Genomic DNA, 26,340 nt, shown 5'->3' with positions numbered 1-26,340 from the left:
CGACCGTTTCAGGCAGGCAAGAAGAACTCAGGACTGGACCGTTCCCTCGGCCGGTGCCACGGCGATGGGGGCCACCGGTGCCAGTACCTGGGGCATGAGCGATCCGACCACCATGCCGCCGATGGAGAACAGCAGGCCGGCCAGCTGGGGCGGCCACAGGCCTTCCGGAGCGGTGTATTCCAGCGTGATCCAGGACACCAGGCCCAGCACCATGGCCATCAATGCACCCTGGCGGGTGGCGCGCTGCCAGTAGACGCCGAAGGCCAGGGGCACGAAGGCTGCCACCAGCGTGACCTTGTAGGCGTTCTCGACCATTTCGTAGATGCTGGACTGGCTGTTCAGGGCCAGCGAGGTGACACCGATGGTGAAGACCAGTACCACGGCGCGCATGGTGAAGAGGAATTCACGGTCGTTCTTCCAGGGACGAATTTCCTTGAGCACGTTTTCGGTGAAGGTCACCGAGGGGGCCAGGAGGGTCGCGCTGGCGCAGCTCTTGATGGCCGACAACAGGGCACCGAAGAACATCACCTGGGCGAAGACCGGCATCTTTTCCATGATCAGGGTCGGCAGGACCAGCTGGGAATCGGTCTCCAACAGGCGCGAGACCATGGCGGGGTCGATCAGCGTGGCCGAGTAGGCCAGGAAGATGGGGATGAAGACGAAGAAGAAATAGATCACGCCGCCCAGGATGGAGGCATTGCGGGCCACGTTTTCGTTCTTGGACGACATCACCCGCTGGAACACGTCCTGCTGCGGGATCGAGCCCAGCATCATGGTGATCCAGGCGGCAAAGAACCACAGCACGTCCTTGAGCTCGGCGGCCGGCCAGAAGTTGAACTTGCCGGCCTCGGCCGCATGCGCGATCACCACGCCGGGACCGCCGACCATGCCCGAGACTTCGTAGCCGATGTAGAGCATGCCGACCACCACGATGATCATCTGCAGGAAGTCGGTGATGGCCACGGCCCACATGCCGCCCATGAGGGTATAGATCAGCACGCTGCCGGCGCCGATGATCATGCCCCAGTGCATCGGGATGTAGCCGCCCGAGACGACGTTGAAGACCAGGCCCAGGGCCTTGATCTGCGCGGCCACCCAGCCCAGGTAGGAAATGACGATACAGATCGTCACCAGCATCTCGGCGGCGCGGCCGAAGCGCTTCTTGTAGTAGTCGCCGATGGTCAGAAGATTCATCCGGTACAGGCGCTTGGCGAAGAAGACGCCGACCAGGATCAGACACAACGAAGAGCCGAAGGGATCGGCCACGATGCCGCCCAGGCCCTCCTTGAGGAAGGTCGAAGACACTCCCAGCACCGCTTCCGAACCGAACCAGGTCGCAAACACGGTCGCGGTCACCACCGACATCGGCAGCGAGCGGCCGGCGACGGCATAGTCCTTCGAACTCTTGACGTATCGGGTGGCATACAGACCGATGGCCACCGAGATAACCCAGTAGAGGACGACGAACCAGAGCAGTGCATTCATGCCTTTTTCCTTGCAGGGAAGGGAAGAAAAACGCGCATTATAGCGGCAAGTCAACGGCAAAAACCGTTCGCAAAACCGCTTGCGGCAAGACTTTTCATCTGTCGTGGGGGGACCACAGGCGGGCTTGCCGTCCTGCGCCGACGGCCTTCAGGCAAGCAAGAATTGCTCCCGGCCGGCCGCGCCCCCTGAGGGCGGTACCGGCCGGGCCGTATCTGGCAATCCAGACAATCCGGAAAGGGAGAGGGGAGGAAGAGGTGCTGCAGCGGCGCCGGCTCAGGCGCCTTCGTTATTGCGCTCGTAGGAGGGGCAGCCATTCTTGCCCCACTTGCCGTCGCATAGCTTCCACAGGCAGCTTTCGCGGGCGAACAGCGACAGCACGCTGCATTGCTTGACCTGCTCTGCCAGGGATGGCGCAGCCGGAGTCGCCACCGCTGGCGGTGGGGTGACCGCCGCCTGGGCACGCTCGGCCTGGGCGCGGGCATTGGCCAGTTGTGCCTCGGCTTCGCGCCGACGTTGCTCGCGCAGGGCCAGGGCGGCATCCTCGCGGCGATGACGGGCCTCGGCGGCGGCGCGCTTCTGTGCCAGCAGACGCGCCTTTTCATCGGCTTCCTGCTGCAACTGGGCGATGGCGTCAGGTCCGGGGGCCTCCAGGCTGGCCGCTGCGCTGCTTTCTTCGACAGCCGGCTGGGCTGCGGCAGCAGGGGCTACCGGCGCGGGCCGGGAAAAGCTCGGCAATTGCGTCAGCATCGGCTTGAGCGAGCGTTGCGGCCATTGCGCACCCAGCCACAGCGCCAGGCCGATGATGGCCAGTGTCAACAGTGAAACCAGCAGGGCGCCACGGGTGGAGGCTGCCACCTGCGGTTCGCTGCGCGGGCCGCTGGGCGCCGGGCGGCGGCCCGCCTCGGGCTGCTCCTGCGCCACGCGTTCGGTGCGCATCGTGGCTTCCTCGCCGGCGGCGGTCACCACGGCGGCCGTGACGGCAGCTGCAGCCACGGCGGCGGCGGTGATATGCGAGGCACGGACTTCCAGTTCCTCGACGCTGGGCGCGCTTGATGCTGGGCTTGATGATGCGGTGGATGTGGAGGCGCCAGGATGCGCAGACGCCAGGTCGCCTTCGGCGCCCTCGCCGTGCACCCGCTTGTCGCGATCTCCCTCTGTGCGTTCCAGGACTTGCATGGAATTCCCCTGTGTTGCGCTACCGACCACCGTCCCGGTGGCATGGTCTTCTCCCTGTCGTCCTGTGGCCTGTTGGCTTGCCTGGTCTCCGGTGGCGCGTTGCTGCTTGCGCGCCAGGCTTGTCGAGATGCGTTATTTGTTCTTTGGACGGACGGCTATTTTGCGCCCAAATTTCTGAAAGGCAAAACAAAAATGCGGCTCCGCAAAAAATATCTGAGGCCCAGTACCGGCGCGTATTGCCGGCCGATCAATAAACGCTGTTGAAAAGGAAACGGCAGCCGCGTTTCCGGGGCTGCCGCTTATTGGAACGACAACAAACTCAGTCGACGATCTTTTCCAGCGCAAACAGATCGGCCGGCTGCTCGCGCTGGCGGACCAGATGCACCTGCGTGCCATCGACCAGCACCTCGGCGGCGCGACCGCGGGTGTTGTAGTTGGAGGCCATGGTCATGCCGTAGGCGCCGGCCGACATCAGGGCCAGCAGGTCGCCTTCGCCAATGGCCAGCTCACGCGAGCGTGCCAGCCAGTCACCGGATTCGCAGACCGGACCGACCACGTCATAGATACGCGCCTGGCCGGCGTTTTCCTTGACGGTCTTCACGCCGTGCCAGGCTTCATACATGGCCGGGCGCATCAGATCATTCATGGCGGCATCGACCACGGCGAAATTCTTGCCTTCGCCATGCTTGAGGTACTGCACCTCGGTCAGCAGCAGGCCGGCATTGCCGACCACCGAGCGGCCGGGTTCGAACATGACCTGGATCGGACGGCCGTCGTACTTGCTGGCGCGCCAGGCGTCGACCCGGGCGAACACGCGGGCCAGGTAGTCGCCGATGGCCACCGGTTGCTCGTCGTCGTAGCGGATGCCGATGCCACCGCCGATGTCGAGGTGATGGATGTGAATGCCCTCGGCTTCCAGCGTGTCGACCATGTCGATGACCTTGTCCAGCGCTTCCAGCAGCGGCGAGTCGTCCAGCAATTGCGAACCGATGTGGCAATCGATGCCGACCACCTCGATATTGGGCAGGGCGGCGGCGGCACGGTAGCAGTTCAGCGCATCTTCATAGGCCACGCCGAACTTGTTTTCCTTCAGGCCGGTGGAGATGTAGGGGTGGGTCTTGGCATCCACATTCGGGTTCACCCGCAGCGAGATGCGGGCGCGCTTGCCCAGGGCGCCGGCCACTTCGTTCAGGCGCGCCACCTCGGGGATGGATTCGACGTTGAAGCAGAGGATGTCATGTTCCAGGGCCAGCTTCATCTCGTCGCGGCCCTTGCCGACGCCCGAGAAGATCACCTTGCGGGCATCGCCGCCGGCAGCCACCACGCGCAGCAGCTCACCGCCGGAGACGATGTCGAAGCCCGAACCCAGACGGCCCAGGAGGTTCAGCACCGCCAGGTTGGAGTTGGACTTGACCGAATAGCACACCAGCGCCCCACCCCTTGCATCATTGGCACCTTCGGCACGACCGGCCTTGCGGCAGGCGTCGGCATAGGCCGAGAAATTCTCGACCAGGGCAGCCTTGGAATAGACGTAGAGCGGCGTACCGAACTGTTCGGCCAGCGCCTGCAGCGAAACCTGTTCGGCGTGCAGGGCGCCATTGCGGTAGGAAAAGTGGGACATGGATATCCGGGAAATCTGAAATCTGAACTGTTGGGGAATCCGGCGCCGACCGCGCTGGACGGGTTCGGCACCGCTTTGCGGCTGTTTTGCGATATTGCCTGCGCGGCCCCTCGGGGTCACGCAGCGGGAAGGCTTATTTGGCGGGGGCGTCAGTTGCCGCCGGGGTCACGTCGCCACCCTGCTGCGCGCCAGCCTTGGTGTCCGGCTGCGGGGTCGCCGGTTTGGGCTGGGTATGCGCAAACGGGTCGGGCGGCACCTTGGGCATGTACAGCGGACCTTTCTGGCCGCAGCCGGCCAGCATCAAGGCGGCGGCACAGAGGGCCAGGGAAGCTGCACGACGGACGGGAGAATAGTGTGACTTCACGATAAAATGTCGGATTACATCGAAATCTTAGAATGCCTTGGAGTGTAGCATGACCGAATCGGAATTCCTGGACCTGGCTGATGCCACCCTCAACGCCATCGAGACGGCGCTGGAAGACGCCTGCGACGCCAGCGAGCTGGACGTGGAATGCAGCCGCAGCGGCAATGTGCTGGAGATCGAGTGCATCGGCAATGGCTCCAAGATCATCATCAACAGCCAGGCCCCGATGCAGGAAATGTGGCTGGCAGCCCGTTCCGGCGGCTTCCACTACAAATTCGACGGCCAGCACTGGCTCAACACCCGTGACGGCAGCGAGTTTTATGCCACGTTGTCAGCAGTGGTCAGCAGTCAGGCCGGCGTGCCGGTGACCCTGCAACCCTGATGACCGGCCAGTGCCGGGCCGCCGCCGTGGGTATCGGCAGTGGGCGGCACCTCGCTCGTCTGTGCGCAAGCCGGTGTCGCGCAGCGTTGACTTCCTATCGTCTCCTTGTCCCCTTGCTCCCTTGACCAAGCCAGCAGCTTCCATGCGCCGTTCTTCCCTGCCTTCGCGGCAACATCCTGCTTTCCTGTTCCTGCAGCGCGGCCTGGCGCGCCTGCGCTGGATCCTGGTATTGACCGTGCTGGCGGTGGCCGCCGCCCTGGCACTGCCGCCGCTGGTGGCACGCTTCAACCATGACCACAGCCCGCAGGCCATGGCCGCCGAAAAGGACATGCAGGCCATCGCCAGCGGCCTGGACCGCTATCGCCAGGACAATGGCCGCTACCCCACCACCCAGCAGGGCATGCTGGCGCTGGTGATCAAGCCCACGCGGGCACCGGTGCCGGCCAACTGGGCCATCGGCGGCTACGTCGACCGCCTGCCACGCGACCCCTGGGGCAATTCCTACCAGTACGAGGCCGACGACGATGGCACCAGCTATTCGTTGTATTCCTTCGGCCAGGCCGGCCCGGATGGCGGTGCCGATGGCGAACAGGCCATTCACCTGCACTGAAGCCGAGCGCCCTCGCGCTTGGCCCTCTCCCCCGATTCCCTGATTTCCTGATTTCCTGACTTACACGATGTGACCCTGCCCTCACGGGCAAGCTCACTGGCCTTGCCGCTCCCATTTCACGGGAGCGCATGGCAAGTATGCAGCTTTCTATTTACATCTTCTTACAATCATCATTTAATACGAATAATAATTATTCCTATTAATCGACCTCATTGTGAAGAATAAAATGAATTTCCGCCTGCAACCCTTGTACCTGGCCGTCCTGGCCACCTGCTCCCTTTCCTCCCTGTCCTCCCTGGCCTGGGCGCAGGAATCCGCTTCTTCCCTGCCCGCCATCGAAGTCAGCGGTGCCCGTACCAATGACGGCTATGTGGCGCCGACCGCGGTCAGTGCCACCAAGAGCGAAGCTCCGCTGCGCGACGTGCCGCAGACCATCAACGTGGTGCCGGCCCAGGTGATCCGCGACCAGAATGCGGCCTCGCTGCAGGATGTCCTGAAGAACGTGCCCGGGCTGGGCCTGTCCACCGGCGACGGCCAGCGCGACCAGGTGTTCATCCGCGGCTTTACCGCCATCGGGGACCAGTTCGTGGATGGCTTCCGCGACGATGCGCTGTATTTCCGCGACCTGTCCAATGTGGAAAATGTGGAAGTGATCAAGGGCCCGGCCGCCGTGCTGTATGGCCGCGGCTCCTCGGGTGGCCTGATCAACCGCGTGAGCAAGAAGCCGGGCGTGGATATCAGCGACGTCGGCATCACCGCCAACAGCACCGCCGGTCGGCGCGCCGAGCTGGACCTGGGACGCGCTGCCGGCGACGGCGCGCTGTCCTGGCGCCTGACCGGCGCCGTAGAACGTGGTGACAGCTATCGCGCCCAGCAATTCATCGACCGCAAGGCCATCGCGCCCTCCCTGGCCCTGCGCTTCTCGGCCGATACCAAATTGCTGCTGCAGGCCGACTACCTGGAAGACCGGCGCGTCATGGACTTCGGCATCCCGTCCTATCGCGGGCGTCCGGTGGCGGTGGACCCCGGCACCTACTTCGGTGCGCGCAATGCCCGCGACGCCGACTTCGTGCAGTCACGTGTGGCGTCCACCACGGCGACCTTCACGCACCGTTTCAACGACGAGTTTTCCTTCCGCAACGGCCTGCGCTATTACGATTACCACCTCAACCGCAACAACACCAACATCAACGGCAACGTCAACGAAACCAACGGCACCATGGCCCTGAACCATGCCAAGCTGGTGCGCGATGAAAACGGCTGGTTCAACCAGAGCGAGCTGACGCAGAAGCTGACGCTGGGCCAGACCCGTCATGAAATCCTCTATGGGGTGGAAGTGGGCAGCCAGAGCAAGGACGCCGCTACCTACGGCGGCGTGGCCGTGGCAGGTGGCACCTCGGGCGTGGCGCCGGTCTCGATCTTCAATCCGGTGCTGCCGCTGGTCAATCCTGACCGGGTGACCGCGCCATCGCTGACCTACGGCACCTATGACACCTTTGCCGCCTATCTGCAGGACAGCATCACCCTGAATGCGCAGTGGAAGGCACTGGTCGGCCTGCGCCACGACAGCTTCCGCCAACAGGCCAGGCTGGTGTCGGCCGCCGGTGTGCCCAGCAACCTGTCGCGCACCGATACCGCCTACAGTCCGCGTGCCGGCCTGGTGTGGCAACCCAGCGAGACGCAATCCTATTACCTCTCGTGGAGCCGCTCCTTCCAGCCCTCGGGGGAGAACTTCGCACTGGCCACCAACAACGCCGACCTGGCGCCGGAAAACACGCGCAATACCGAGGTCGGTGCCAAATATGATTTCTGGGAAGGACGCGCCAGCGCCACCGTGTCGGTGTTCCGTCTGGAGCGCGACAACATCAAGTCGACCCTGCCCAACAATACGATCGTGCCGGTCGGCAAGCAGCGCACCGATGGCGCCGAATTCACCTTCAGTGCCGACCTCAAGCAGGGCTGGAAACTGCTGGCCGGATACGCCTACCTGGACGCGGTGATCACCGAGTCATCTTCCTTCGACACCAGCGTCACGGCGGCCGGCAATGTCCCCTTCAAGGGCAAGAATGCCACCCTGACGCCGCGTCACAGCGCCAACCTGTGGCTGACCAAGGAACTGGGCGAGGGCTTCATCGTCGGCGGTGGCGCCAATGCCGTGGGGGCGCGCTTTGCCAACCCGGGCAACACCGTCACCCTGCCCGGCTACGTGACCGCCGATGCGATGGCGGCCTACCGCACGGCCCGCTATGAGCTGCAACTGAACGTCGGCAATATCTTCAACACCGGCTACATCATCTCCGGCCACGGCAGCAGCCCCAACCTGAGCCTGCCGGGCGCGCCGCGCAACGTCGCGCTGAGCCTGCGCTACCACATGTAGGCGTAGCGCAAGCACATCGCCTCAGGCGGCTTCGGGAAAGGCGGTACGCAGGCGGTACTGGCGCTGACGATAATTGCCTTCCGGGCCGCTGAAGCCGCAGTCGACGTCGCCGAACAGGCGACTGACGCGGTTGATCGCAGTGCGCTGCGCCTCGCTTTGCACCGCGATCAGGCGCCGCTTGCTGCGGGCATGATGGGCACAGATGTCGACCACCAGGCAGTGCCCGTAATCGGCCTGCTTGATGTCGATGAGCAGCGCTTCCGGCTTGGTCAGACCGAAGATGGCCGCCAGTTCGATGCGGGCACTCAGGAAGGGGTTGCTGTTGCGTAGCCGCTCGCTCAACTGCGCACGCGCCTGTACCGCCCAGTCCTGCGCATCTTCCTGCGCCTGGAACGGCAGCAGCGCCTCGGCCGACTCCGCATCGCCACGGGCGGCAGCCTGCTGCCACCAGTACAGGGCCTTGACGTCATGCATGGGGTCATCGCGGCGATTGCGCCAGAAGATGTGCGCCAGTTCGGCCTGCGCCTCGGTCAGGCCGGCCTCGGCCGCCTTTTCCAGATATTGCTGCGCCACCTGCAGATTGCGCTGCGAATAGATGGAGCGCGAATAGATGCGTGCCAACGCATGCCACGCCGGCGCGCTGCCGCCCTCTCCCGCCAGCACCAGCCAGTGCAGGGCTTTCTTGAAGTTGGCGAGGCCCTGTTCCATGAACACGCGCTGTCCCTGGCGGTCGATCTTGGCGCACAGCAGGCCCAGTTCCAGCCGGGCCTCGTTCTCGCCGGCCACGGCGGCCAGCTCGAACAGGCGCATCAATTCCTGCAGATCGGGTTGCGGCGCGCGCGCCTGCCATTGGCCGTAGCGCAGCAGCAGCGTGGCCTCCTCGGGGCTCAACTGCACCAGGCCGGTGGCGTCGGATTCCTTCTCCAGCTGGCCGACGGCAGCGCTATTGCGCTCCGTCAGTCGCTGCACCAGTGGCCGTGCGCCACGTGCAAAGGCCTCGCCCTCACCCTGTTGCCAGGCCTTGTCGAGCAGGGCGTACTGGGCCTGCTCGATACCGGCGCGCGCGGCTTCCTGCATCAGCCTTTCTTCGACTGCCGAGGAGGCCGCACCCGGCACCACCGGCTGGCCGTGACGCTGCATCTGCTGCGCCAGCAGCCACTGGGCCTGGTGATCATCGCGACTGGCCAGCAGGGAGAGCGCGGCAATGGCGCGCGCATGGGCATTGCTGTCGAACTGGTCGGTGTGCTCCAGCACCAGCCGGGCAAAGATCAGGCCGGCTTGCGGTACGCCGGCCTCGAAGGCCTTTTCGTACCAGACCGCGGCCTCCTGGGGCGAGGACAGGTCCTTGACCTGCTCATAGGTGATGTTGCGGCCGATGATCATCCAGGCATCGTCCACGCCTTGCTGCGCGGCGCGGCGCAGCCAATAGAACGCAGTGCCCTTGCTGCGCGGCAGACCGCTGCCGCCATTGAGATAACGTCGACCCAGAGCCAGTTGTGCGCGCGATTCTCCGGCACGGGCCGCCTTGATGACTGCCAGCTCTTCTCTTGTGGCCATGTTGCTTCCTTTCTGTTGCGCTTGCTTTTGCGCTTGCGACTGCAAACAAAATCCGGGGAAAAAAAATCCCCTCCGGCGCAGAAAGCTGCGTCGGTTCCGTATGCATCAAAAACTTAGAAATTGATGCCGCTATCAGAGCGTGAAGGGAGATACTGCAAGTGCCCCGTCGTCAGACATGAGGTCGGGAGGTGATTCCTGCAAGCATCAAAATGTATGGCGAATATTAGAGCAGTGCGGCGCGGAAAAGTGCGCAAACAGGAAGGCTTATTACGCTTTCTTTACAGTCATCAAGATCGGCCACCAGTCAGGGTTTCGTCAGGATTTGGCGATGTAAAGGCGAGTATTTTGCGGCACAATAAACGGGGTTTCCGTGCCGCCTGCAGCCCTCCTGTGGAAAGCGAAACCGAGCCGAATGCGAAGCGACCATCAGGTTTTTACGACCTGACTTTTATTGTTGCAAAATGTAAGAAACAGAAACAGAAAACTAACAAAAACGGAATCGTCGAAAAGCATGAAAAAAAGCGCCGCATGAAAATCATGCGGCGCTTTGATCACTGCGATTACTGCTAGTCCGATTGTGGATCGGCAGGCGTCGTCAAAGTCGACGACGCTGCTCATTCACATTAGAACTTGTGGCGGATACCCACGGCGACGGCGCCTTGGTTGCCATCGTTACCGGTGCTGTCGGAGACGCCCGGATTGACCAGATCGCTAGCCTTGGTGTAAGCCAGGAAGGCGTACAGGTCGGTACGCTTGGACAGCCAGTAGTCGGTACCCAGGCTGACCTGGGTCAGCTTGGCCTTGTTATCCACGCCGTCGAAGGTGGCACGGGTGTGGTCCACGGCCGCCAGCAGCTTCAGCGATGGGGTCAAGGAATAAGCGGTACCGATTTCGTAGATGTCAGCCTTGTTGGAACGGGCCAGCGTACGGTTGGTCACGGTGGTCAGCGAACCCACGCCGATGGCGGTGAGGTTGGCCTGGGTGTTCAGGTCTTGCTTCACGCGCGAGTAGTTACCGTACACGCGTGCCGGACCGAACTGGTAGGACGCTGCCACGTTCAGGACCTTCTGAGCGGAGCTGCCAGCGTTGGCCGACAGGGTGTTGACGCTGGCGGTAGTCGAGGTTGCCGGGATCAGCGAAACGTCAGACGGGGTCGAACCAGCCTTGGACTGGTAGTAGTTGATGCCCAGACCCAGAGGACCGTTGTCGTACTTGCCGCCAACGCCGAAGGATTGACCGGCGGAGGTCTGGCCAGCGGTTTCGCCGAAGCCGTACATCAGGTTACCGGTGAAGCCGCTCAGGTTGGTCGTGGTGTAGCTGATCGAGTTGTTGGTACGGGTGCCTTGCAGGCGATCCAGACCGGAACCGGAGTTGTTGACCCAGCCACCGAAGTCTTGCACGGCGGTGTAAGCCGAGATGGTGTCAGCGAAGTCGGTTTGACGACCCAGCAGGACGGTACCGAAGTTACCAGCCAGACCGACCACCGACTTGCGGCGGAACAGGTTGGAACCGGTGGTGGCGTCGGAACCTTGCAGGCCGCCGGTGTCGTTGCTGAAGCCAGCTTCCAGGTTGAAGACTGCGGACAGGCCGCCACCCAGATCTTCAGCACCCTTGAAGCCGATGCGCGAACCTTGGATGATGCCCGAGTTCAGACCGAACTTGGAGCCGGTGCCGCCGTTGGCGGTAGCAACCTTGCTTTGGTAGACAACACCGGTATCGACGATACCGTAGATCGTGACGGAGCTTTGCGCTTGTGCTGCGCCTGCGAACGCGCCCAGAACGGCGAGTGCCAGCAGAGATTTTTTCATGTGACGTCCTTCTCTAAAAATAGTCTTGAGGATCCGCACTTGCAGTCGGATGGACAGACATTAATGCTTCTCGTCGCGCATGACTGCACCTTGGTCGATACAAGTCATTTTTTAGACGGGAGCGAAAGATTGAAATGGCAATTGTTGTATTTTTTTATCGCCTCATCTGGCATTGCGCAGCTGCTTCTCATCTGCAAGCGCACCGCGCCAATGAAAAAAGCGCCGGCATTTCTACCGGCGCCTTCATCAAAATCTAACATTTTGATACATCTCCCCTGCAGCCCTGCAGTGGCTGGTCAATCTTTGTCATCACCGCCCAGTTTGCTCTGCAGTTCGGCCTTCAACTGCTGCCGTTGCGCCGATGCATTCTTGCGATGCGGACCCGCACCACCGGCGCGCTGCTGGGCTGCCACGGCAACCGGATTGCGCGGGCGGGATTGCGACGGTTCGACACGAAAACTTAGTTTCTGCCGCGTTCCCAATGTCTTGTTGGCCATCGCAAGCTCCCCCGCTTTTTATCCAATTTCTACAGGACGTAGCGCGACATGTCTTCGTCCACCGCGAGCTCACCGAGGCGTTCGTTGACATAGTCACCGTCGATCATGAGCCCGGCCTCGCCGGCCGTGAAGGAAATTTCTTCCAGCAGTTTTTCCATCACCGTATAGAGCCGTCGGGCACCGATGTTTTCTGTCTTTTCATTGACCGTGTGCGAAATCTCGGCCAGGCGCTTGATGCCGCTGTCGGCAAATTCGATCTTCACGCCTTCGGTGGCCAGCAGGGCTTCGTATTGCTTGGTGAGGCAGGCATCGGTGCCGGTCAGGATGCGTTCGAAATCGGCGATCGACAGCGAATCCAGCTCCACCCGGATCGGGAAGCGACCCTGCAGTTCCGGGATCAGGTCCGACGGCTTGGACAGATGGAAGGCACCGGAGGCGATGAAGAGGATGTGATCCGTCTTGACCATGCCGTACTTGGTATTGACGGTCGTACCTTCCACCAGCGGCAGCAGGTCGCGCTGCACGCCGGCACGCGAGACATCGGCGTTGCCGTTCTGCGAGCGGGTGGCGATCTTGTCGATCTCGTCGAGGAAGACGATACCGTTCTGCTCGACGTTGGTGATGGCCTTCAGCTTGAGCTCTTCATCATTGACCAGCTTGGCGGCTTCCTCGTCGATCAGCAGCTTCATGGCTTCCTTGATCTTGATCTTGCGCGCCTTCTTGCGCTGGTTGCCCATGCCCGAGAACATCGACTTGATCTGCTCGGTCATTTCTTCCATGCCCGGTGGCGCCATGATTTCCATGGTGGGCGCGGCATCGTTCAATTCCAGTTCGATCTCGCGATCATCCAGCGCGCCTTCGCGCAGACGCTTGCGGAAAGTCTGGCGGGTGGTGTTCTTGTCGTCCTTCTCGCCACTGCTGCCATTCTCGGAGGTGAAACCGAAATCGCGTGCCGGTGGCAGCAGCACGTCCAGGATGCGGTCTTCAGCGGCGTCCTCGGCGCGGGTACGTACCTTGCGGGTTTCGACTTCGCGGGTCTGCTTGATGCCGATGTCGACCAGGTCGCGAATGATGGTATCGACATCACGACCGACGTAACCGACCTCGGTAAATTTGGTCGCCTCGATCTTGATGAAGGGCGCATCGGCCAGCTTGGCCAGGCGGCGCGCGATCTCGGTCTTGCCCACACCGGTGGGGCCGATCATGAGGATGTTCTTGGGCGTGATCTCGTGGCGCAGTGGCTCCTCGATCTGCTGGCGACGCCAGCGGTTGCGCAGCGCGATGGCCACCGCGCGCTTGGCGCGGGCCTGGCCGACGACGTGCTTGTCGAGTTCGGAGACGATTTCCTTGGGGGTCATGTTCATGGTGGTGATCTTTTCGCTGTGACGGTTCATCAGGAGAGCGGGCGCGGTGTGATACCGGGGCCGGGGCTTAATCCAGCCTTAATCCAGCCTTAATCCAGCGTCTCGATGATGTGGTTCAGGTTGGTGTAGATGCACAGCTCGCCGGCGATGGTGAGCGATTTCTTGACGATCTCGGCCGGGGTCAGCTCGGTGTTCTCATACAGGGCCTTGGCAGCCGATTGCGCGTAGCTGCCGCCGGAACCGATGGCGCCGATGCCGTCATTGGGCTCCAGCACATCGCCATTGCCGGTGATGACCAGCGTAGTTTCCTTGTCGGCACACAGCAACATCGCTTCCAGGCGGCGCAGCATGCGGTCGGTACGCCAGTCCTTGGCCAGCTCGACCGAGGCACGCATGAGGTTGCCCTGGTGTTTTTCCAGCTTGGCTTCGAACAGGTCCAGCAGGGTGAAGGCGTCAGCCGTGCCGCCGGCGAAACCGACCAGGACCTTGCCGTGATAGAGCTTGCGCACCTTGCGCGCACTGCCCTTCATGACGATGTTGCCAAGCGTCACCTGGCCGTCGCCGCCCAGCGCGACCTGGTTGCCGCGACGGACGGAAAGGATGGTGGTGCCGTGAAATTGTTCCATGCTTGCCTCTGTTCAAATATATGCGTAGGTGCTGCGGGGCAGGCCTGGCCGCCCCACGTCCTGTCGAGATGGGGCTGGCCGTGCCGATTGCAAGACATGCCGGCCGCACGCCGCCCGCAGGGGAGCAATATTGTACGCCGGCAAGAAAAACGGGCGCCGGGACACAAGGTCCGGGCGCCCGTCTCAGCGGATGGGATGACTCCGCTACGCGGCGGGTAGGCTTACACCGAGATCGTCATCAGGCTGGCATTGCCGCCGGCGGCCGTGGTGTTGACGCACAGCGCGCGCTCGGCCAGCAGGCGCCACAGCGGGATGGCCGTATCTTCGCTGCACAGGATCAGCGGCACCAGCGCACCTTCCCGCTGCGCCAGGCTGGCACGCCAGGCGGTGGCCTGGTGGCTGTCCACCAGCGCCGCCTGCAGCGCTTCGCCATCCAGGCGGGCGGCGCGACGGATAGCGCCGCGCACCGGGGCCGGCAAGCCGGCCGGCAGCAGCGCCGCGGTGGCCTCGTCGACCAGCACGGTGTTGCCGGTGGCGAAGGCGGCGGCCAGCTGGTTGAGCAGGGTACCCACGCTGGCGGCCACGCACAGCACCAGGCCACGCGGGGCGAAGGCCAGGGTATTGCGCTCGCCGGTGGGGCCGGGCAGCACCAGGCTGCGCTGCAGCAGGCTGTCGCGGTGATAGCGCTCGCCGCTGGCGGCCAGGCGTTCATGGCCGTGCGTGCGGGCCCAATCCAGCAGGCTGTCCAGCAAGGCGTTGGGGACCGCCGAGGGCTGGGCACGGGTCAGTTCCTCATGCAGCTGCGCATTGCGTTGCAGGCGCTTCAGATAGAGCGGTCCACCGGCCTTGGGGCCGGTGCCGGACTTGCCTTCACCGCCGAAGGGCTGAACCCCGACCACGGCACCGACGATGTTGCGGTTGACGTAGATGTTGCCGACATGGGCGCGCTGGGCGACGAAATCGATGGTCTCGTCGATGCGGGAATGCACGCCCAAAGTCAGGCCGTAGCCGGTGGCATTGATGGCGTCGATCAACTGCGGCAGGGCATCGCGCCGATAGCGCAGCACGTGCAGCACGGGGCCGAAGACTTCGCGCTGCAGTTGCGCCAGGTCGTCGATCTCGATCACGGTCGGCGGCACGAAGGTACCGTGCTGGCAGGCCGGGTCCAGCGGCAGCTGGTGCACTGAACGGGCGCTGCCGCGCATGCGTTCGATGTGGGCCAGCAGGTTCTGCTGGGCTTCGGCGTCGATGACCGGGCCGATGTCGGTGGACAGGCGATCCGGACGACCCACGCGCAACTCGGCCATGGCGCCCTTCAACATTTCCAGGGTACGGTCGGCGATGTCTTCCTGCAGGCACAGCACGCGCAGTGCCGAGCAACGCTGGCCGGCACTGTCGAAGGCCGAGGACAGCACATCCTGCACCACCTGTTCGGCCAGGGCGGACGAATCGACGATGAGCGCGTTCTGACCGCCGGTCTCGGCGATCAGCGGTACTTCGCCGTGTTCGCCGCTGCCATCGCCATCGTCATGCGAGCGCTTGGCCAGGGTGCGGTTGATCAGTTGCGCCACCTCGGTGGAGCCGGTGAAGATCACGCCCTTGACGCGCACGTCCGAGGTCAGGGCCGCGCCCACGGTCTCGCCACGGCCCGGCAGCAGTTGCAGCGCGGCGCGCGGGATACCGGCCTCGTGCAGCAGTTGCACGGCACGATGGGCGATCAGGGCGGTCTGCTCGGCCGGCTTGGCCAGTACCACGTTGCCGGCGGCCAGCGCAGCGCTGACCTCGCCGATGAAGATGGCCAGCGGGAAATTCCACGGGCTGATGCACACCACCGGTCCCCAGGCCAGGACGTTGCCGTCATGGCGCGAAGCGATGGCGTAGTAGCGCAGGAAGTCCACCGCTTCGCGCACTTCGGCAATCGCGTTGGGCAGGGACTTGCCGGCTTCGCGCACGGCCAGGGCCATCAGTTCGGCGATGTTGGCTTCCAGCAGGTCGGCAGCGCGTTCCAGCATGGCGGCACGCTCGACGGCGGGGGTGGATTGCCATTGCGGCGCATAGGCGGTGGCGGCGGTCAGCGCGGTATCGACATCGGCGACAGTGGCTTCGATCACCTGCCCCACCACTTCGCGATGGTCGGCCGGATTGCGCACTGGCTGTGCAGCCTGCGCGACAATCTCGCCGGCCACCAGCGGCGCGGCCTGCCACTGGTGGCCAGCCATGTCCGCAAAGGCCTGGTCCAGCTGTTGCAGGCGGGTTTCGTTGGAGAGGTCGATGCCAGCTGAGTTCGTGCGTTCCTCGCCATACAGGCGCTGCGGCACGGCAATGGCCGGGTGCGGCAGGCCGCCCTGGGCGCGCACGGTCTCGATGGGGTCCGCCACCAGGCTGTCCAGCGAGACCGCCTCATCGACGATCTGGTTGACGAAGGAAGAGTTGGCGCCGTTCTCCAGCAGGCGGCGTACCAGATAGGCCAACAGGGTCTGGTGCGAACCGACCGGGGCGTAGATGCGGCAGGCCTTGCCCAAATTGTCGGCACCAACCACCTGGTCGTACAGGGTCTCGCCCATGCCATGCAGGCACTGGAATTCGTAGTTGTCGATCTGGTGCTGCTTGGCCCAGTGGAAGATGGCCGACAGGGTCAGCGCGTTGTGCGTGGCGAACTGCGGGTAGATCACGTCAGTCGCGGCCAGCAGCTTTTGCGCGCAGGTCAGGTAGGAAAGATCGGTGTGCACCTTGCGGGTATAGACCGGATAGCCTTCCAGGCCATCGACCTGGGCGCGCTTGATCTCGCTATCCCAGTAGGCGCCCTTGACCAGGCGGATCATCAGGCGGCGGCCATGACGGCGCGCCAGGTCGACCAGGTAGTCGATGACGAAGGGGCAGCGCTTCTGGTAACCCTGCACCACGAAGCCCAGGCCCTCGAAGCCGGCCAGGTCGGGATCGGCGACCAGCACTTCCATCATGTCCAGCGACAGCTCCAGGCGGTCGGCCTCTTCGGCGTCGATGTTCAGGCCGATGTCGTATTGCTTGGCCAGCAGCAGCAACTGCTTCAGGCGCGGCAACAGTTCTCCCATCACGCGGGCGTGCTGGGCGCGCGAATAGCGCGGGTGCAGGGCCGACAGCTTGACCGAGATGCCCGGGCCGTCCTTGATACCACGGCCGTTGGAGGCGCGACCAATCGCGTGGATGGCCTGCTCGTAGGACTGGTAGTAGGCGTCGGCGTCATGCATGGTCAGGGCCGCTTCGCCCAGCATGTCGTAGGAGTAGCGATAGCCGCGCTTTTCGTTGTCACGGCTGTTCTCCAGCGCTTCTTCGATGGTCTGGCCGGTCACGAACTGGTTGCCCAGCATGCGCATGGCCAGGTCCACGCCCTTGCGGATCAGGGGCTCGCCACCCTTGCCGATCAGGCGAGTGATGGCCTGGGTCAGGCCGCTTTCGCTGCTGGTGGACACCAGCTTGCCGGTGATCAGCAGGCCCCAGGTGGCGGCATTGACGAACAGCGAAGGCGATTCACCCAGGTGCTTGCGCCAGTCGCCCTTGCTGATCTTGTCGGCGATCAGGCGGTCAGCGGTCTGGCGATCGGGGATGCGCAGCAGCGCCTCGGCCAGGCACATCAGCGCCACGCCTTCTTCCGAGGACAGCGAGAATTCGTGCATCAGCGCGTCCACACCGGACGAGCGGGTGCGCTTCTCGCGCACCTGCTGCACCAGTTTCCGGGCCAGTTGCTGGGTCGACTCCTTCCAGGACGGGTCGCCCTGGACCTGCTGCAACAGCCATTGCACGGCCTCGCGCTCATCGCGACGGTAGGCGGCGGTGATGGCGGCGCGCAGGGGGCTGGGAGCGGGCAGCAGCTCGGCGTGGAAGGCGCCGAAAGGCAGGCTGGAAGCGGTGGCCGCAGGCGCGGCAGAGGCGACGGTAGTCATGGTCTGGAGTTCAGGATGGGAAGGATTTTGGCAACCGGATTCTATGTGCTAAAGACCAATATTAATTCTGTATTTCAGTGAAATAGCCAATATTTAATTTTGTATTTAATAATTTAACCAACTTTAATTTTCCACAGAAGCCCGGAACAAGCGCAACATCCAGGCCGGCCGCGCCTGTGCAGGCGACGCGGCCAGAAGCATGAAAAAAACGCCGCAGGCCTTGCGGCATGCGGCGTTCTGCTGACATCGGTGTCACCGGCGCGACAGACTGGTCCGGATCAACCCTCACCCAGGTAAGCCGCCTTGACCCGGGGATCATCCAGCATCTGTTTGGCCTCGCCTTCCATGGTGATCAGGCCGGACTCCATCACGTAACCGCGATGCGCCGCCTCCAGCGCCAGCTTGGCGTTCTGCTCCACCAGCAGGATGGTGATGCCCTGGGCCGACACATTGCGGATCACTTCAAAGATCTTCTCCACCATGATCGGCGACAGGCCCATCGAGGGCTCGTCCAGCAACAGCAGCTTGGGGTGGCTCATCAGCGCACGCGCCATGGCCAGCATCTGCTGTTCACCACCCGACAAGGTACCGGCCATCTGCGCGGCACGTTCCTTCAATCGCGGGAAGACCTCGAACCAGCGGTCGATGTCGGCCTGGATCTGGCCCTTGTCATTGCTGGTGTAGGCACCCATCAGCAGGTTTTCCTGGATGCTCATGCGGGTGAAGACGCCCCGCCCTTCCGGCACCATCGCCAGCTTGTCCTTGACCAGCTCGAAGGACTTCTTGCCCTTCAGCGGATTGCCCAGGTAGGAGATGTGGCCATCGACTTTGCTGCTGGGCAGCGTGCCGGTGATGGCCTTCAGGGTGGTGGTCTTGCCGGCGCCGTTGGCACCGATCAGGGTCACCAGTTCGCCTTCGTTGACTTCCAGCGCAATGCCCTTGACGGCCTGGATGCCGCCATAGGCCACGCTCAGTTGTTCGACTTTAAGGATGTTCGTTGTCATGTTTTTTGCTCTCGCTAGCTGCTTGGAGGCTGTACTGAAATCAATCCACTACCGTTCGGGCTGAGTAGGCCATTCATGGCCGTATCGAAGACGCGCCTGAGCGCCTTCGATACGCGGCTGCGCCGCTACTCAGGACGAACGGCAAGTGCCAGCACAACCGGTTCAGACCATCTCTTAGTGGCCGGCACCCAGGTAGGCTTCGATCACCGCCGGGTTCTTCTGCACATCGGCCGGTACGCCCTCGGCAATCGGCTTGCCGTAGTCCAGCACCGTGATGCGGTTGCACAGGCCCATCATCAGCTTCACATCGTGTTCGATGAGCAGGATGGTCCGGCCATCGGCCTGGATCTTCACCAGCAGCTCGCGCAGGCCCAGTTTCTCGGTGGCGTTCATGCCGGCTGCCGGTTCGTCCAGCGCCAGCAGTTGCGGGTCGGTGGCCAGGGCACGGGCGATTTCCAGGCGACGCTGGTCGCCGTACGACAGGTGACGCGCCGTGCGCTTGGCGAACTGGCCGATGCCCACGAAGTCCAGCAGTTGCTGCGACTTGGCGCGGATCGCCGCTTCTTCGTCACGGGCTGCCTTGTGGCGGAAGACCGCACCAAACACGTTCTGCTTGGTGCGCACGTGGCAACCGACCATCACGTTTTCCAGCACGGTCATCTCGCCGAACAGGCGGATGTTCTGGAAGGTGCGGGCGATGCCGGCCTTGGCCACTTCGTGCGGGGCGCTGGGGCTATAGGGCTTGCCGTCCAGCTCGAAGCTGCCGGTGTCGGGTTGATACAGGCCCGTGATGACGTTGAAGAAGGTGGTCTTGCCGGCACCGTTGGGGCCGATCAGGCCATAGATCTGGCCGCGCTCGATGGTGATGCCCACGCCGTTCAGGGCTTGCAGGCCGCCGAAACGCTTGCTGACGTCGCGGATCTTGAGCAGTGTCTGTGTCATGTTCTGTGCTCCAGCTTAGGCTTTGACTTCGCCGGTCGTGCCGACTTTGGTATGGTCCACTTCGGGACGGTCTTCATGGCGCGGCGAGGGCCACAGGCCAGCCGGACGGGTCAGCATGATGATCACCATGGCCAGACCGTAGAGCAGCTGGCGCAGCACTTCGGCATCGATCCAGACACGGCCGAAAATGGCCATCTGCAGCGGCTCCACCACGTGGCGCAGCACTTCCGGCAATGCGGCCAGGATCACGCCACCCAATACCACGCCGGGGATGTGACCGATGCCGCCCAGCACCACCATGGCCAGCACGGCGATGGATTCGGTCAGCGAGAAGGATTCCGGCGACACAAAACCCTGGAAGGCGCCGAACATGGCACCGGCCACGCCACCGAAGGAGGCGCCCATGGCGAAGGCCAGCAGCTTGACGTTGCGGGTGTTGATGCCCATCGCCTTGGCGGCAATCTCGTCTTCGCGGATGGCGACCCAGGCACGGCCCAGGCGCGAGTCCTGCAGGCGCACCGAGAAGAAGATCACGAAGATGCACAGCACCAGGAAGAGATAGTAGTAGGCATTGACCGAGGGCAGGCTCATGCCGAAGACCTTCACCATCGAGCCAGAACCAGGTTCACCGGCCAGCGACACGCCAAAGACGCGGATCGGGTCGATCAGGTTGATCCCCTGCGGGCCGTTGGTGATGTTGACCGGCGCATTCAGGTTGTTCATGAAGATACGGATGATCTCGCCGAAGCCCAGGGTCACGATGGCCAGGTAGTCACCGCGCAGCTTCAGGGTCGGTGCCCCCAGCAGCGCGCCGAAGAGGGCCGCCAGCACGCCCGAGATCGGCACAATCAGCCACAGCGAGAGGTGGATGCCGTTCTGCACGATCTGCGGACCATACAGCCAGACCAGGAAATTGCCGACGTCGGGATAGGTATTGACGAAGGACTCGATCACGGCCGCGAACTGCGGCGAGGCCAGCAAGCCGGCGGTATAGGCGCCGATGGCGTAGAAGGCGATGTAGCCCAGGTCCAGGAGGCCGGCGAAACCCACCACCACGTTCAGGCCCAGGGCCAGCATGATGTAGAGCAGTGCCATATCCATGATGCGCACCCAGGAATTGCCGAAATGCTGGGCAATCATGGGGAAGATGATCATCAGCGCCAACAGCGCCAGCAGGCTGATGCGCGCCTGCTGCGGGTTGCGCTTCATGTCGAAGGTCATGAGAGCCATAGTGTTCTCTTCCGATTCTCTAAGTTCTGTTTTTTAAACTTTTAAGGTTTTATGTCTTCAAGGTGTGCAAGGCATGCACACCTTGAAACTCAAGCCCGATCCGCCACGCGCTCGCCCATGATCCCGGAGGGGCGCAGGGTCAGCACGATGATCAGCACGATGAAGGCGAAGATGTCCTGGTAGTTGCTGCCCAGGAAGTTGCCGGTCAGGTCGCCGATGTAGCCGGCACCGAGGCTTTCAATCAGGCCCAGCAGGATGCCGCCCAGCATGGCGCCGTAGATGTTGCCGATGCCACCCAGCACCGCTGCCGAGAAGGCCTTCAGGCCGGGCACGAAGCCCATGGCGAACTGTGCGGTGGAATAGTTGGCCGCCCACATCACGCCGGCGATGGCCGCTAAGGCCGCGCCGATGGCGAAGGTGACGATGATGACGCGGTTGGCGTCCACGCCCATCAAGCCGGCGATGCGCGGGTTCTCGGCGGTGGCGCGCATGGCGCGGCCCATCTTGGTCTTTTCCACGATCAGCACCAGGCCGATCATGGCGGCCAGCGCCAGGACCAGCAGCATGATCTGGGTCGGCGAGATCAGGGCACCGGCGATGTGCACCGGGTCGGAAGGCATGACCTGCGGGAATGGCAGGGGGCTGCGGCCCCAGATCATCATGGCGAAGGTCTGCAGCAGGATCGACACGCCGATGGCGGTGATCAGCGGCGCCAGGCGCGGCGCATTGCGCAGCGGGCGATAGGCGATGCGTTCGATCAGGAGACTGACCACGATACACACCGGGATCGCACCGACGATGGCGATGATCAGCTTGACGATGCCCGGCAGGTCCGGTGCCACATGCTGCACCAATTTGAGCAGCGACAGGCCCACCATGGCCCCCACCATCAGGATGTCGCCGTGGGCAAAGTTGATCAGGTTCAGCACCCCGTACACCATGGTGTAGCCCAGGGCGATCAGTGCGTACATGCTGCCTAGCACCAATCCGTTGATGATCTGCTGGATGAAAATGTCCATGAAACGGTGTCTCCTTGTGGAGGATGATTTATATGAAAAACTGCAAAAGGGGAATGCGAAAAAAACGCGGAAAAAAATGAAAGAAAGACGAAAAAAAGAGGAACAACAGCCGCAAGGAAAACCGCAATCGCAGAAAACCGTAAATTATTTATCAAATTTCCTGCGATTGCACGTTCAATTTCAGAGCCCCAAGGTTTGACGCATCACGCGCGCAGCGGCCAGGTCCCAGGACGCCTGGCCCACGGTCTTGAACACTGGCAGTGCCCCGTCCTTGTGCAGGGTGGTGGCCGGCGCCTTGCCGGCCAGCACGTCGGCGATGCCCACCACCTGCGCCCAATCGACCTTGGCCTGGATCAGATCACCCGCCTCGTGGTGCGATCCGGGCAGGTCATCGACGACGATGCGACGGGCATGCAACAGCGTGGCCGGGAACTCCACCATGTCAGGCTTGAAGGCGCCCACGCCAATGGCCAGGGTATCCGGTGCGATCCCTTCGGGGATCACCGCCACGCGCGAGGTGGTCATGGCGATCACCACGTCGGTGCGCGGTAATTCCTCTTGCAACATCCGTGCCGGGAGCGGACTGGCCACGGCCTGCGGATGACGTTCGCTGATAGCGCGGCAAAAAGCCTGGGTGCGGTCGAGGTCGCGTGCGGCGACCCAGAATTGCGATACGCCGAAATACTCGACCAGGGCATCGGCGTGGGCGGCGGCCTGGGCACCGGTGCCGATCAGCAGTGCCGATTGCGGCCTGCGCGGCAACAGGGTGCGTATGCCCAGCATGCTCATGGCGGCGGTGCGACGGCCGGTCACGGTGGGACCATCCATGAGCGCCAGGCGGCGGCCGGTGTGGGTGTCGAAGGCGATGACCTCGCCCTGGATCGCGGGCAGGTGATGGCGCGCGTTGTCGGCGTGGACGGTGATCAGCTTGGTCACCGAGAGGTCCTCGGCAATGGCCGGCATGCCCAGCAGGACGCTGGCGGCATCGATGGGAACGACCTGGCGTTCGGGCGCGCGGATGGCGCCGCTGGCCAGTTCCTGCGCGGCGCGTGCCAGGGCATCGACCAGGGCCGCATAGGGCAGCGCCTGGGCGCTCTGGTGGGGATCGAGGATGTGCATGGAAGTCCTGTCTCGAAGGGGTGCGCTCAGCGCAGGAAGAAGCCGGTCGGGAAGGGATCGGACTCTTCCAGCACCCATTGGTTGGTGCTCATGATGTGGGCATGGCCGCTGACTTCGGTGAGCGCGCCATCGAACTCGCCGACCTGGGTGGCGGCAGTCACGCGCACGCCGAAATTGCTGCCGACGATGCTGCCGTTGACGTAGCCCTGGTTCAGCGCCAGCTGTCCGCGCAGGAACAGTTGGGCGGCGCGGCCGGAGGTACCGGTGCCGGTGGGCGAGCGGTCCACCTCGCGGTCGGCGAAGATGCAGACATTGGATTGATCGGCACCGGGGAAATTGGGTTCGCTGTCGATGATGGTGCCGTACAGCGTATTGAGGCCGGGCTCCAGCGGATGCTGGATGGCGACCTTGGCGATGACGGCGGCCTTGGTCTCGGCGCCCAGCTGGATCAGCTGGCGCACCAGTTCGGGCTTGACGGTCAGGCCGGCCTGGGCGGCGTTGATGTAGTAGTAGAAGGCGCCGCCGAAGACGATGTCACCGGTGACCTTGCCAAAGCTGGGGGTCTGCACCTCGACATCGCGACGATAGATGAAGGCCGGCACGTTGTTGAAGCTGACCTTGCCGGCACGCACACCGTCCCACTCGACGAAGGCTTCGATGAAGCCGGCCGGGGCATCGAAGCAGATGCGGGTCTGCGGCTGCGTGCGCTCGACGTAACCCATTTCGACCAGCACCTTGCCCAGGGCGATGATGCCGTGGCCGCACATGTCGCTATAGCCTTCGTTGTGGATGAAGATGACGCCGAAGTCGGCACCGGCGGTGACCGGCGGCAGCAGGTAGGCGCCATACATGTCGGCGTGGCCGCGCGGCTCGTTCATGAGGAAACAGCGCAGGTCGTCGCGGTGTTCGCGCAGCCAGGCGCGCTGCTGCAGGATGGTGCCGGCGGGGATCTTGGGCAGCCCGGAGACGACGATGCGCAACGGTTCGCCGCCGGTGTGGGCATCGATGGTCTGGACGGTACGGGTGTAGCTGAGCATGTGACTTCCTTCCGGGTATGCTGCGCGCCGCCAAAGGCACAGCCTAACACTGTGCCGCGCCGGCCGGCGAAATGGCCCGCCGTGCAGGCTCAAGCGGGTACAAGCGGGTACGACAAACCGCTCCCGAGCCGGCCTGGGCCGGCGGGAAGCGGGGATGTACAACTCTGGAGCGGGGTAGGGGACGCCTGGCGCGCCGCCCGCAAAAGCGGGCGGCTGGATCAGGCCGTCTGGCGGACCGATCAGTAGCTGGTCAGGGGGACCGGCAGGCCGTCCTTGAAGCGATAGACGGTCACGGGCGATTGCTTCAGGTCGTGGTTGGCGTCGAAGTCGTACTGACCGGCCACGCCCTTGTAGCTGATCTTGGCCAGGGCCGGGCCGAAGGCCTTGGGCTCGATGGAGTTGGCCTGCTTCATGGCCTGGGCGATCAGCATCATGCCGTCATAGAACGAGACCGCATAGGTTTCGGCAGGACGGCTGTACTTCTTCTGGTAGTCGTCGGAGAAGATCTTGCCGTCCTTGGCCTTGTCCAGCATGGTGCCGCCTTGGGTACAGTAGACGGTCTCGCCGATGGCGTCGCCACCCAGACGACCCATTTCCGGCGAGCAGATGCCGTCGCCGCCCATCAGGGGGACGTCGATGCCCAGTTGCTTCATCTGGCGCTTGATCGGGCCGCCTTGCGGAGCATAACCACCGAGGAACACGGCGTCGGGCTTCTTGCCCTTGATCGAGGTCAGGATGGCGGTGAAGTCGGTGGCCTTGTCGTTGGTGAAGTCCTTGCTGACCACTTCGATGCCGTTGGCCTTGGCGACCTTGGCGAATTCCTCGGCCAGGCCCTGGCCGTAGGCGGTGCGGTCATCGATCACGGCCACGCGCTTGAGCTTGAGCTCCTTGGCTGCGTACAGGGCCATCTTGCCGCCCAGTTGGCTGTCGCTGGCGGCCACGCGGAACAGGGTGGCGAAACCTTGCTGGGTGATCTTGGGGTTGGAGGCGACGGTGGCCACCACGATGCCGGCATCGTTGTAGACGCGCGAGGCGGGGATGGTCACGCCCGAATTGTAGGGACCGACGATGGCCTTGACACCCTGGTCAGCCAGCTTCTGTGCCACGGCCACGCCCTGCTTGGGATCGGCCTGGTCGTCTTCGGCGATGACTTCGAACTTGATCTTCTTGCCGCCCACGGTGATGGGTTGCGCATTCAGACGCTCGACTGCCATCATCAGACCGCCCTGGTTGTCCTTGCCGGCCGATGCCTGGGGACCGGTCAGGGGGCTGGAGAAACCGATCTTGACGACCTGCGCTTCTTGCGCCATGGCGAAGGCGGGGATCAGCGCCAGCGAGGCTGCGATGATGTTGAGTCCGGAGACGCGCTTGAACATGGGGTGTTTCCTCTCTTCTAGAAAGTCAGACTGCGGTTGGTGATTGCATTGAAAACGCTGGAAAAGCAGGATTTGCGCCACCCCGCGCCTTGTGGGCGCGGGCGATGCAATTCCGTTGATGCTGTACTTTCTGCGAATACAGGGGTAAGCGCAGGCAAGCCCTGGCAAAACAAAACTCGTCAACACTCTTGCCGAGATACTGCTGTCATCCGCGCAGAAGGCCGTTTCCGGCACTTCATGCCCGCATTACGTTGTGTTTTTTATGAGGGAGGATTCTATTGACTCTTCCTTGATATTAGGCGCGTTTATTCCCTTTATAATCAGAATAAAATTCACTCTAAATTTTTTTAACTGAATAAAGTTCAGAAACCATGGCCGGACTCGACAAGATCAGCAAGAAAATTCTGGCGGAGCTGCAAAACGACGGTCGCATCAGCAACGTCGATCTCGCCGCCCGCGTGAACCTGTCGCCGGCAGCCTGCCTGGAACGGGTGCGCAAGCTGCAGGAGGCGGGCTATATCCTGGGTTTTGCGGCGCAGTTGAATCCGGAGTTGCTCGATGTGTCGCTGCTGGTGTTCATCGAGGTGGTGCTGGACCGCACCACGCCGGATGTCTTCGCCGAGTTCAAGAAGAGCGTGCAGAGCATTCCCGAGATCATGGAGTGCCACATGGTGGCGGGCGGCTTCGACTATCTGGTCAAGTCGCGGGTCAAGGACATGAATGCCTATCGCGAATTCCTGGGCAAGTCGCTGCTGCAGCTCAAAGGCGTGCGCGAAACGCATACCTATGCGGTGATGGAAGAGGTGAAGAACACCATCCGCCTGCC

At 63.1% G+C, this 26,340-nt stretch carries 24 protein-coding genes; 5 read left to right on the top strand and 19 right to left on the bottom strand.

Annotated features, from left to right (window positions below):
• Nucleotides 1-27 precede the first annotated feature (27 nt).
• The 4 genes from HBH1_RS13680 to HBH1_RS13665 all read right to left on the bottom strand — a co-directional run bounded on the left by HBH1_RS13680 (nucleotide 28) and on the right by HBH1_RS13665 (nucleotide 4,646).
• Nucleotides 28-1,485: a high affinity choline transporter 1 gene (locus tag HBH1_RS13680; protein WP_102663209.1), complete on the bottom strand. Its 1,458-nt coding sequence runs from the start codon at nucleotides 1,483-1,485 to the stop codon at nucleotides 28-30.
• A gap of 273 nt (nucleotides 1,486-1,758) precedes the next feature.
• Entirely contained in the window at nucleotides 1,759-2,661 is a 903-nt protein-coding gene (locus tag HBH1_RS13675) for a phage tail protein (protein WP_102663208.1), read from the bottom strand.
• Between the two features lie 319 nt (nucleotides 2,662-2,980).
• Nucleotides 2,981-4,282 (bottom strand): diaminopimelate decarboxylase, encoded by a 1,302-nt coding sequence (gene lysA, locus HBH1_RS13670; protein WP_102663207.1) that lies wholly within the window; start codon nucleotides 4,280-4,282, stop codon nucleotides 2,981-2,983.
• 133 nt (nucleotides 4,283-4,415) lie between these two features.
• Nucleotides 4,416-4,646 carry an LPS translocon maturation chaperone LptM gene (locus HBH1_RS13665; RefSeq protein WP_102663206.1) on the bottom strand — a complete coding sequence of 77 codons (231 nt, stop codon included), beginning with the start codon at nucleotides 4,644-4,646 and terminating at the stop codon, nucleotides 4,416-4,418.
• 49 nt (nucleotides 4,647-4,695) lie between these two features.
• Between HBH1_RS13665 and cyaY the strand changes: the two genes are divergently transcribed.
• From cyaY to HBH1_RS13650, 3 genes are all read left to right on the top strand, one after another.
• On the top strand, nucleotides 4,696-5,028 hold the full coding sequence (gene cyaY / locus HBH1_RS13660; RefSeq protein ID WP_102663205.1) for an iron donor protein CyaY: 333 nt from the start codon (nucleotides 4,696-4,698) through the stop codon (nucleotides 5,026-5,028).
• Nucleotides 5,029-5,170: 142 nt separating this feature from the next.
• Nucleotides 5,171-5,638 carry a type II secretion system major pseudopilin GspG gene (gene gspG / locus HBH1_RS13655; protein WP_006464144.1) on the top strand — a complete coding sequence of 156 codons (468 nt, stop codon included), beginning with the start codon at nucleotides 5,171-5,173 and terminating at the stop codon, nucleotides 5,636-5,638.
• 226 nt (nucleotides 5,639-5,864) lie between these two features.
• Nucleotides 5,865-8,015, top strand: coding sequence for a TonB-dependent receptor (locus HBH1_RS13650; protein ID WP_102663204.1), 2,151 nt, complete (start codon nucleotides 5,865-5,867; stop codon nucleotides 8,013-8,015).
• A gap of 21 nt (nucleotides 8,016-8,036) precedes the next feature.
• Here the strand turns inward: HBH1_RS13650 and HBH1_RS13645 are convergent, their stop codons facing one another.
• Nucleotides 8,037-9,572, bottom strand: a complete 1,536-nt coding sequence (locus tag HBH1_RS13645) for a tetratricopeptide repeat protein (protein WP_102663203.1) — start codon at nucleotides 9,570-9,572, stop codon at nucleotides 8,037-8,039.
• A gap of 213 nt (nucleotides 9,573-9,785) precedes the next feature.
• Between HBH1_RS13645 and HBH1_RS24925 the strand changes: the two genes are divergently transcribed.
• A complete protein-coding gene (locus HBH1_RS24925; protein ID WP_146012857.1) occupies nucleotides 9,786-10,142 on the top strand; it encodes a hypothetical protein in 357 nt (118 codons plus the stop codon).
• Nucleotides 10,143-10,195: 53 nt separating this feature from the next.
• Here the strand turns inward: HBH1_RS24925 and HBH1_RS13640 are convergent, their stop codons facing one another.
• The 14 genes from HBH1_RS13640 to HBH1_RS13585 form a co-directional block, all read right to left on the bottom strand.
• Nucleotides 10,196-11,380 carry a porin gene (locus HBH1_RS13640; RefSeq protein WP_102663202.1) on the bottom strand — a complete coding sequence of 395 codons (1,185 nt, stop codon included), beginning with the start codon at nucleotides 11,378-11,380 and terminating at the stop codon, nucleotides 10,196-10,198.
• A gap of 104 nt (nucleotides 11,381-11,484) precedes the next feature.
• Nucleotides 11,485-11,640 (bottom strand): hypothetical protein, encoded by a 156-nt coding sequence (locus HBH1_RS25425; protein ID WP_166758426.1) that lies wholly within the window; start codon nucleotides 11,638-11,640, stop codon nucleotides 11,485-11,487.
• 36 nt (nucleotides 11,641-11,676) lie between these two features.
• The gene (locus tag HBH1_RS13635) at nucleotides 11,677-11,877 is read right to left on the bottom strand and encodes a hypothetical protein (protein ID WP_102663201.1); all 201 of its coding nucleotides are present in this window, start codon (nucleotides 11,875-11,877) and stop codon (nucleotides 11,677-11,679) included.
• Between the two features lie 29 nt (nucleotides 11,878-11,906).
• On the bottom strand, nucleotides 11,907-13,241 hold the full coding sequence (hslU, locus tag HBH1_RS13630; protein ID WP_102663303.1) for an ATP-dependent protease ATPase subunit HslU: 1,335 nt from the start codon (nucleotides 13,239-13,241) through the stop codon (nucleotides 11,907-11,909).
• Nucleotides 13,242-13,330: 89 nt separating this feature from the next.
• Nucleotides 13,331-13,867, bottom strand: coding sequence for an ATP-dependent protease subunit HslV (gene hslV / locus HBH1_RS13625; RefSeq protein WP_077235891.1), 537 nt, complete (start codon nucleotides 13,865-13,867; stop codon nucleotides 13,331-13,333).
• Between the two features lie 221 nt (nucleotides 13,868-14,088).
• Nucleotides 14,089-17,787 carry a trifunctional transcriptional regulator/proline dehydrogenase/L-glutamate gamma-semialdehyde dehydrogenase gene (gene putA / locus HBH1_RS13620; RefSeq protein WP_102663200.1) on the bottom strand — a complete coding sequence of 1,233 codons (3,699 nt, stop codon included), beginning with the start codon at nucleotides 17,785-17,787 and terminating at the stop codon, nucleotides 14,089-14,091.
• A 61-nt stretch (nucleotides 17,788-17,848) separates the two neighbouring features.
• A complete protein-coding gene (locus HBH1_RS24920; RefSeq protein ID WP_146012856.1) occupies nucleotides 17,849-18,034 on the bottom strand; it encodes a hypothetical protein in 186 nt (61 codons plus the stop codon).
• 31 nt (nucleotides 18,035-18,065) lie between these two features.
• The gene (locus tag HBH1_RS13615) at nucleotides 18,066-18,791 is read right to left on the bottom strand and encodes an ABC transporter ATP-binding protein (protein WP_102663199.1); all 726 of its coding nucleotides are present in this window, start codon (nucleotides 18,789-18,791) and stop codon (nucleotides 18,066-18,068) included.
• A 174-nt stretch (nucleotides 18,792-18,965) separates the two neighbouring features.
• Entirely contained in the window at nucleotides 18,966-19,733 is a 768-nt protein-coding gene (locus HBH1_RS13610; protein ID WP_006464705.1) for an ABC transporter ATP-binding protein, read from the bottom strand.
• Nucleotides 19,734-19,748: 15 nt separating this feature from the next.
• Nucleotides 19,749-20,963 carry an ABC transporter permease subunit gene (locus HBH1_RS13605; protein WP_102663198.1) on the bottom strand — a complete coding sequence of 405 codons (1,215 nt, stop codon included), beginning with the start codon at nucleotides 20,961-20,963 and terminating at the stop codon, nucleotides 19,749-19,751.
• Nucleotides 20,964-21,052: 89 nt separating this feature from the next.
• Nucleotides 21,053-21,982 (bottom strand): branched-chain amino acid ABC transporter permease, encoded by a 930-nt coding sequence (locus HBH1_RS13600; protein WP_102663197.1) that lies wholly within the window; start codon nucleotides 21,980-21,982, stop codon nucleotides 21,053-21,055.
• Nucleotides 21,983-22,162: 180 nt separating this feature from the next.
• A complete protein-coding gene (locus tag HBH1_RS13595; protein ID WP_102663196.1) occupies nucleotides 22,163-23,101 on the bottom strand; it encodes a delta(1)-pyrroline-2-carboxylate reductase family protein in 939 nt (312 codons plus the stop codon).
• A gap of 26 nt (nucleotides 23,102-23,127) precedes the next feature.
• Complete coding sequence (lhpH, locus tag HBH1_RS13590; RefSeq protein ID WP_102663195.1) at nucleotides 23,128-24,138, bottom strand: trans-3-hydroxy-L-proline dehydratase; 1,011 nt, start codon at nucleotides 24,136-24,138, stop codon at nucleotides 23,128-23,130.
• 239 nt (nucleotides 24,139-24,377) lie between these two features.
• The gene (locus HBH1_RS13585; RefSeq protein ID WP_006464874.1) at nucleotides 24,378-25,514 is read right to left on the bottom strand and encodes a branched-chain amino acid ABC transporter substrate-binding protein; all 1,137 of its coding nucleotides are present in this window, start codon (nucleotides 25,512-25,514) and stop codon (nucleotides 24,378-24,380) included.
• Nucleotides 25,515-25,885: 371 nt separating this feature from the next.
• Between HBH1_RS13585 and HBH1_RS13580 the strand changes: the two genes are divergently transcribed.
• A partial coding sequence (locus HBH1_RS13580) for an Lrp/AsnC ligand binding domain-containing protein (RefSeq protein WP_102663194.1) occupies nucleotides 25,886-26,340 on the top strand: 455 nt, incomplete at its 3' end.

This window comes from Herbaspirillum sp. BH-1 (assembly GCF_002870055.1).
GTDB classification, from domain to species: Bacteria; Pseudomonadota; Gammaproteobacteria; order Burkholderiales; family Burkholderiaceae_D; genus Herbaspirillum; species Herbaspirillum frisingense.
This window is presented reverse-complemented; position numbering and strand designations above follow the sequence as displayed.

Coding starts and splice junctions, on each gene's coding strand:
- HBH1_RS13680 (WP_102663209.1), bottom strand. CDS start 1,485: ATGAATGCACTGCTCTGGTTCGTCGTCCTCTACTGGGTTATCTCGGTG.
- HBH1_RS13675 (WP_102663208.1), bottom strand. CDS start 2,661: ATGCAAGTCCTGGAACGCACAGAGGGAGATCGCGACAAGCGGGTGCAC.
- lysA (WP_102663207.1), bottom strand. CDS start 4,282: ATGTCCCACTTTTCCTACCGCAATGGCGCCCTGCACGCCGAACAGGTT.
- cyaY (WP_102663205.1), top strand. CDS start 4,696: ATGACCGAATCGGAATTCCTGGACCTGGCTGATGCCACCCTCAACGCC.
- gspG (WP_006464144.1), top strand. CDS start 5,171: ATGCGCCGTTCTTCCCTGCCTTCGCGGCAACATCCTGCTTTCCTGTTC.
- HBH1_RS13650 (WP_102663204.1), top strand. CDS start 5,865: ATGAATTTCCGCCTGCAACCCTTGTACCTGGCCGTCCTGGCCACCTGC.
- HBH1_RS13645 (WP_102663203.1), bottom strand. CDS start 9,572: ATGGCCACAAGAGAAGAGCTGGCAGTCATCAAGGCGGCCCGTGCCGGA.
- HBH1_RS24925 (WP_146012857.1), top strand. CDS start 9,786: ATGGCGAATATTAGAGCAGTGCGGCGCGGAAAAGTGCGCAAACAGGAA.
- HBH1_RS13640 (WP_102663202.1), bottom strand. CDS start 11,380: ATGAAAAAATCTCTGCTGGCACTCGCCGTTCTGGGCGCGTTCGCAGGC.
- HBH1_RS25425 (WP_166758426.1), bottom strand. CDS start 11,640: ATGTTAGATTTTGATGAAGGCGCCGGTAGAAATGCCGGCGCTTTTTTC.
- HBH1_RS13635 (WP_102663201.1), bottom strand. CDS start 11,877: ATGGCCAACAAGACATTGGGAACGCGGCAGAAACTAAGTTTTCGTGTC.
- hslU (WP_102663303.1), bottom strand. CDS start 13,241: ATGAACATGACCCCCAAGGAAATCGTCTCCGAACTCGACAAGCACGTC.
- hslV (WP_077235891.1), bottom strand. CDS start 13,867: ATGGAACAATTTCACGGCACCACCATCCTTTCCGTCCGTCGCGGCAAC.
- putA (WP_102663200.1), bottom strand. CDS start 17,787: ATGACTACCGTCGCCTCTGCCGCGCCTGCGGCCACCGCTTCCAGCCTG.
- HBH1_RS24920 (WP_146012856.1), bottom strand. CDS start 18,034: ATGTCAGCAGAACGCCGCATGCCGCAAGGCCTGCGGCGTTTTTTTCAT.
- HBH1_RS13615 (WP_102663199.1), bottom strand. CDS start 18,791: ATGACAACGAACATCCTTAAAGTCGAACAACTGAGCGTGGCCTATGGC.
- HBH1_RS13610 (WP_006464705.1), bottom strand. CDS start 19,733: ATGACACAGACACTGCTCAAGATCCGCGACGTCAGCAAGCGTTTCGGC.
- HBH1_RS13605 (WP_102663198.1), bottom strand. CDS start 20,963: ATGGCTCTCATGACCTTCGACATGAAGCGCAACCCGCAGCAGGCGCGC.
- HBH1_RS13600 (WP_102663197.1), bottom strand. CDS start 21,982: ATGGACATTTTCATCCAGCAGATCATCAACGGATTGGTGCTAGGCAGC.
- HBH1_RS13595 (WP_102663196.1), bottom strand. CDS start 23,101: ATGCACATCCTCGATCCCCACCAGAGCGCCCAGGCGCTGCCCTATGCG.
- lhpH (WP_102663195.1), bottom strand. CDS start 24,138: ATGCTCAGCTACACCCGTACCGTCCAGACCATCGATGCCCACACCGGC.
- HBH1_RS13585 (WP_006464874.1), bottom strand. CDS start 25,514: ATGTTCAAGCGCGTCTCCGGACTCAACATCATCGCAGCCTCGCTGGCG.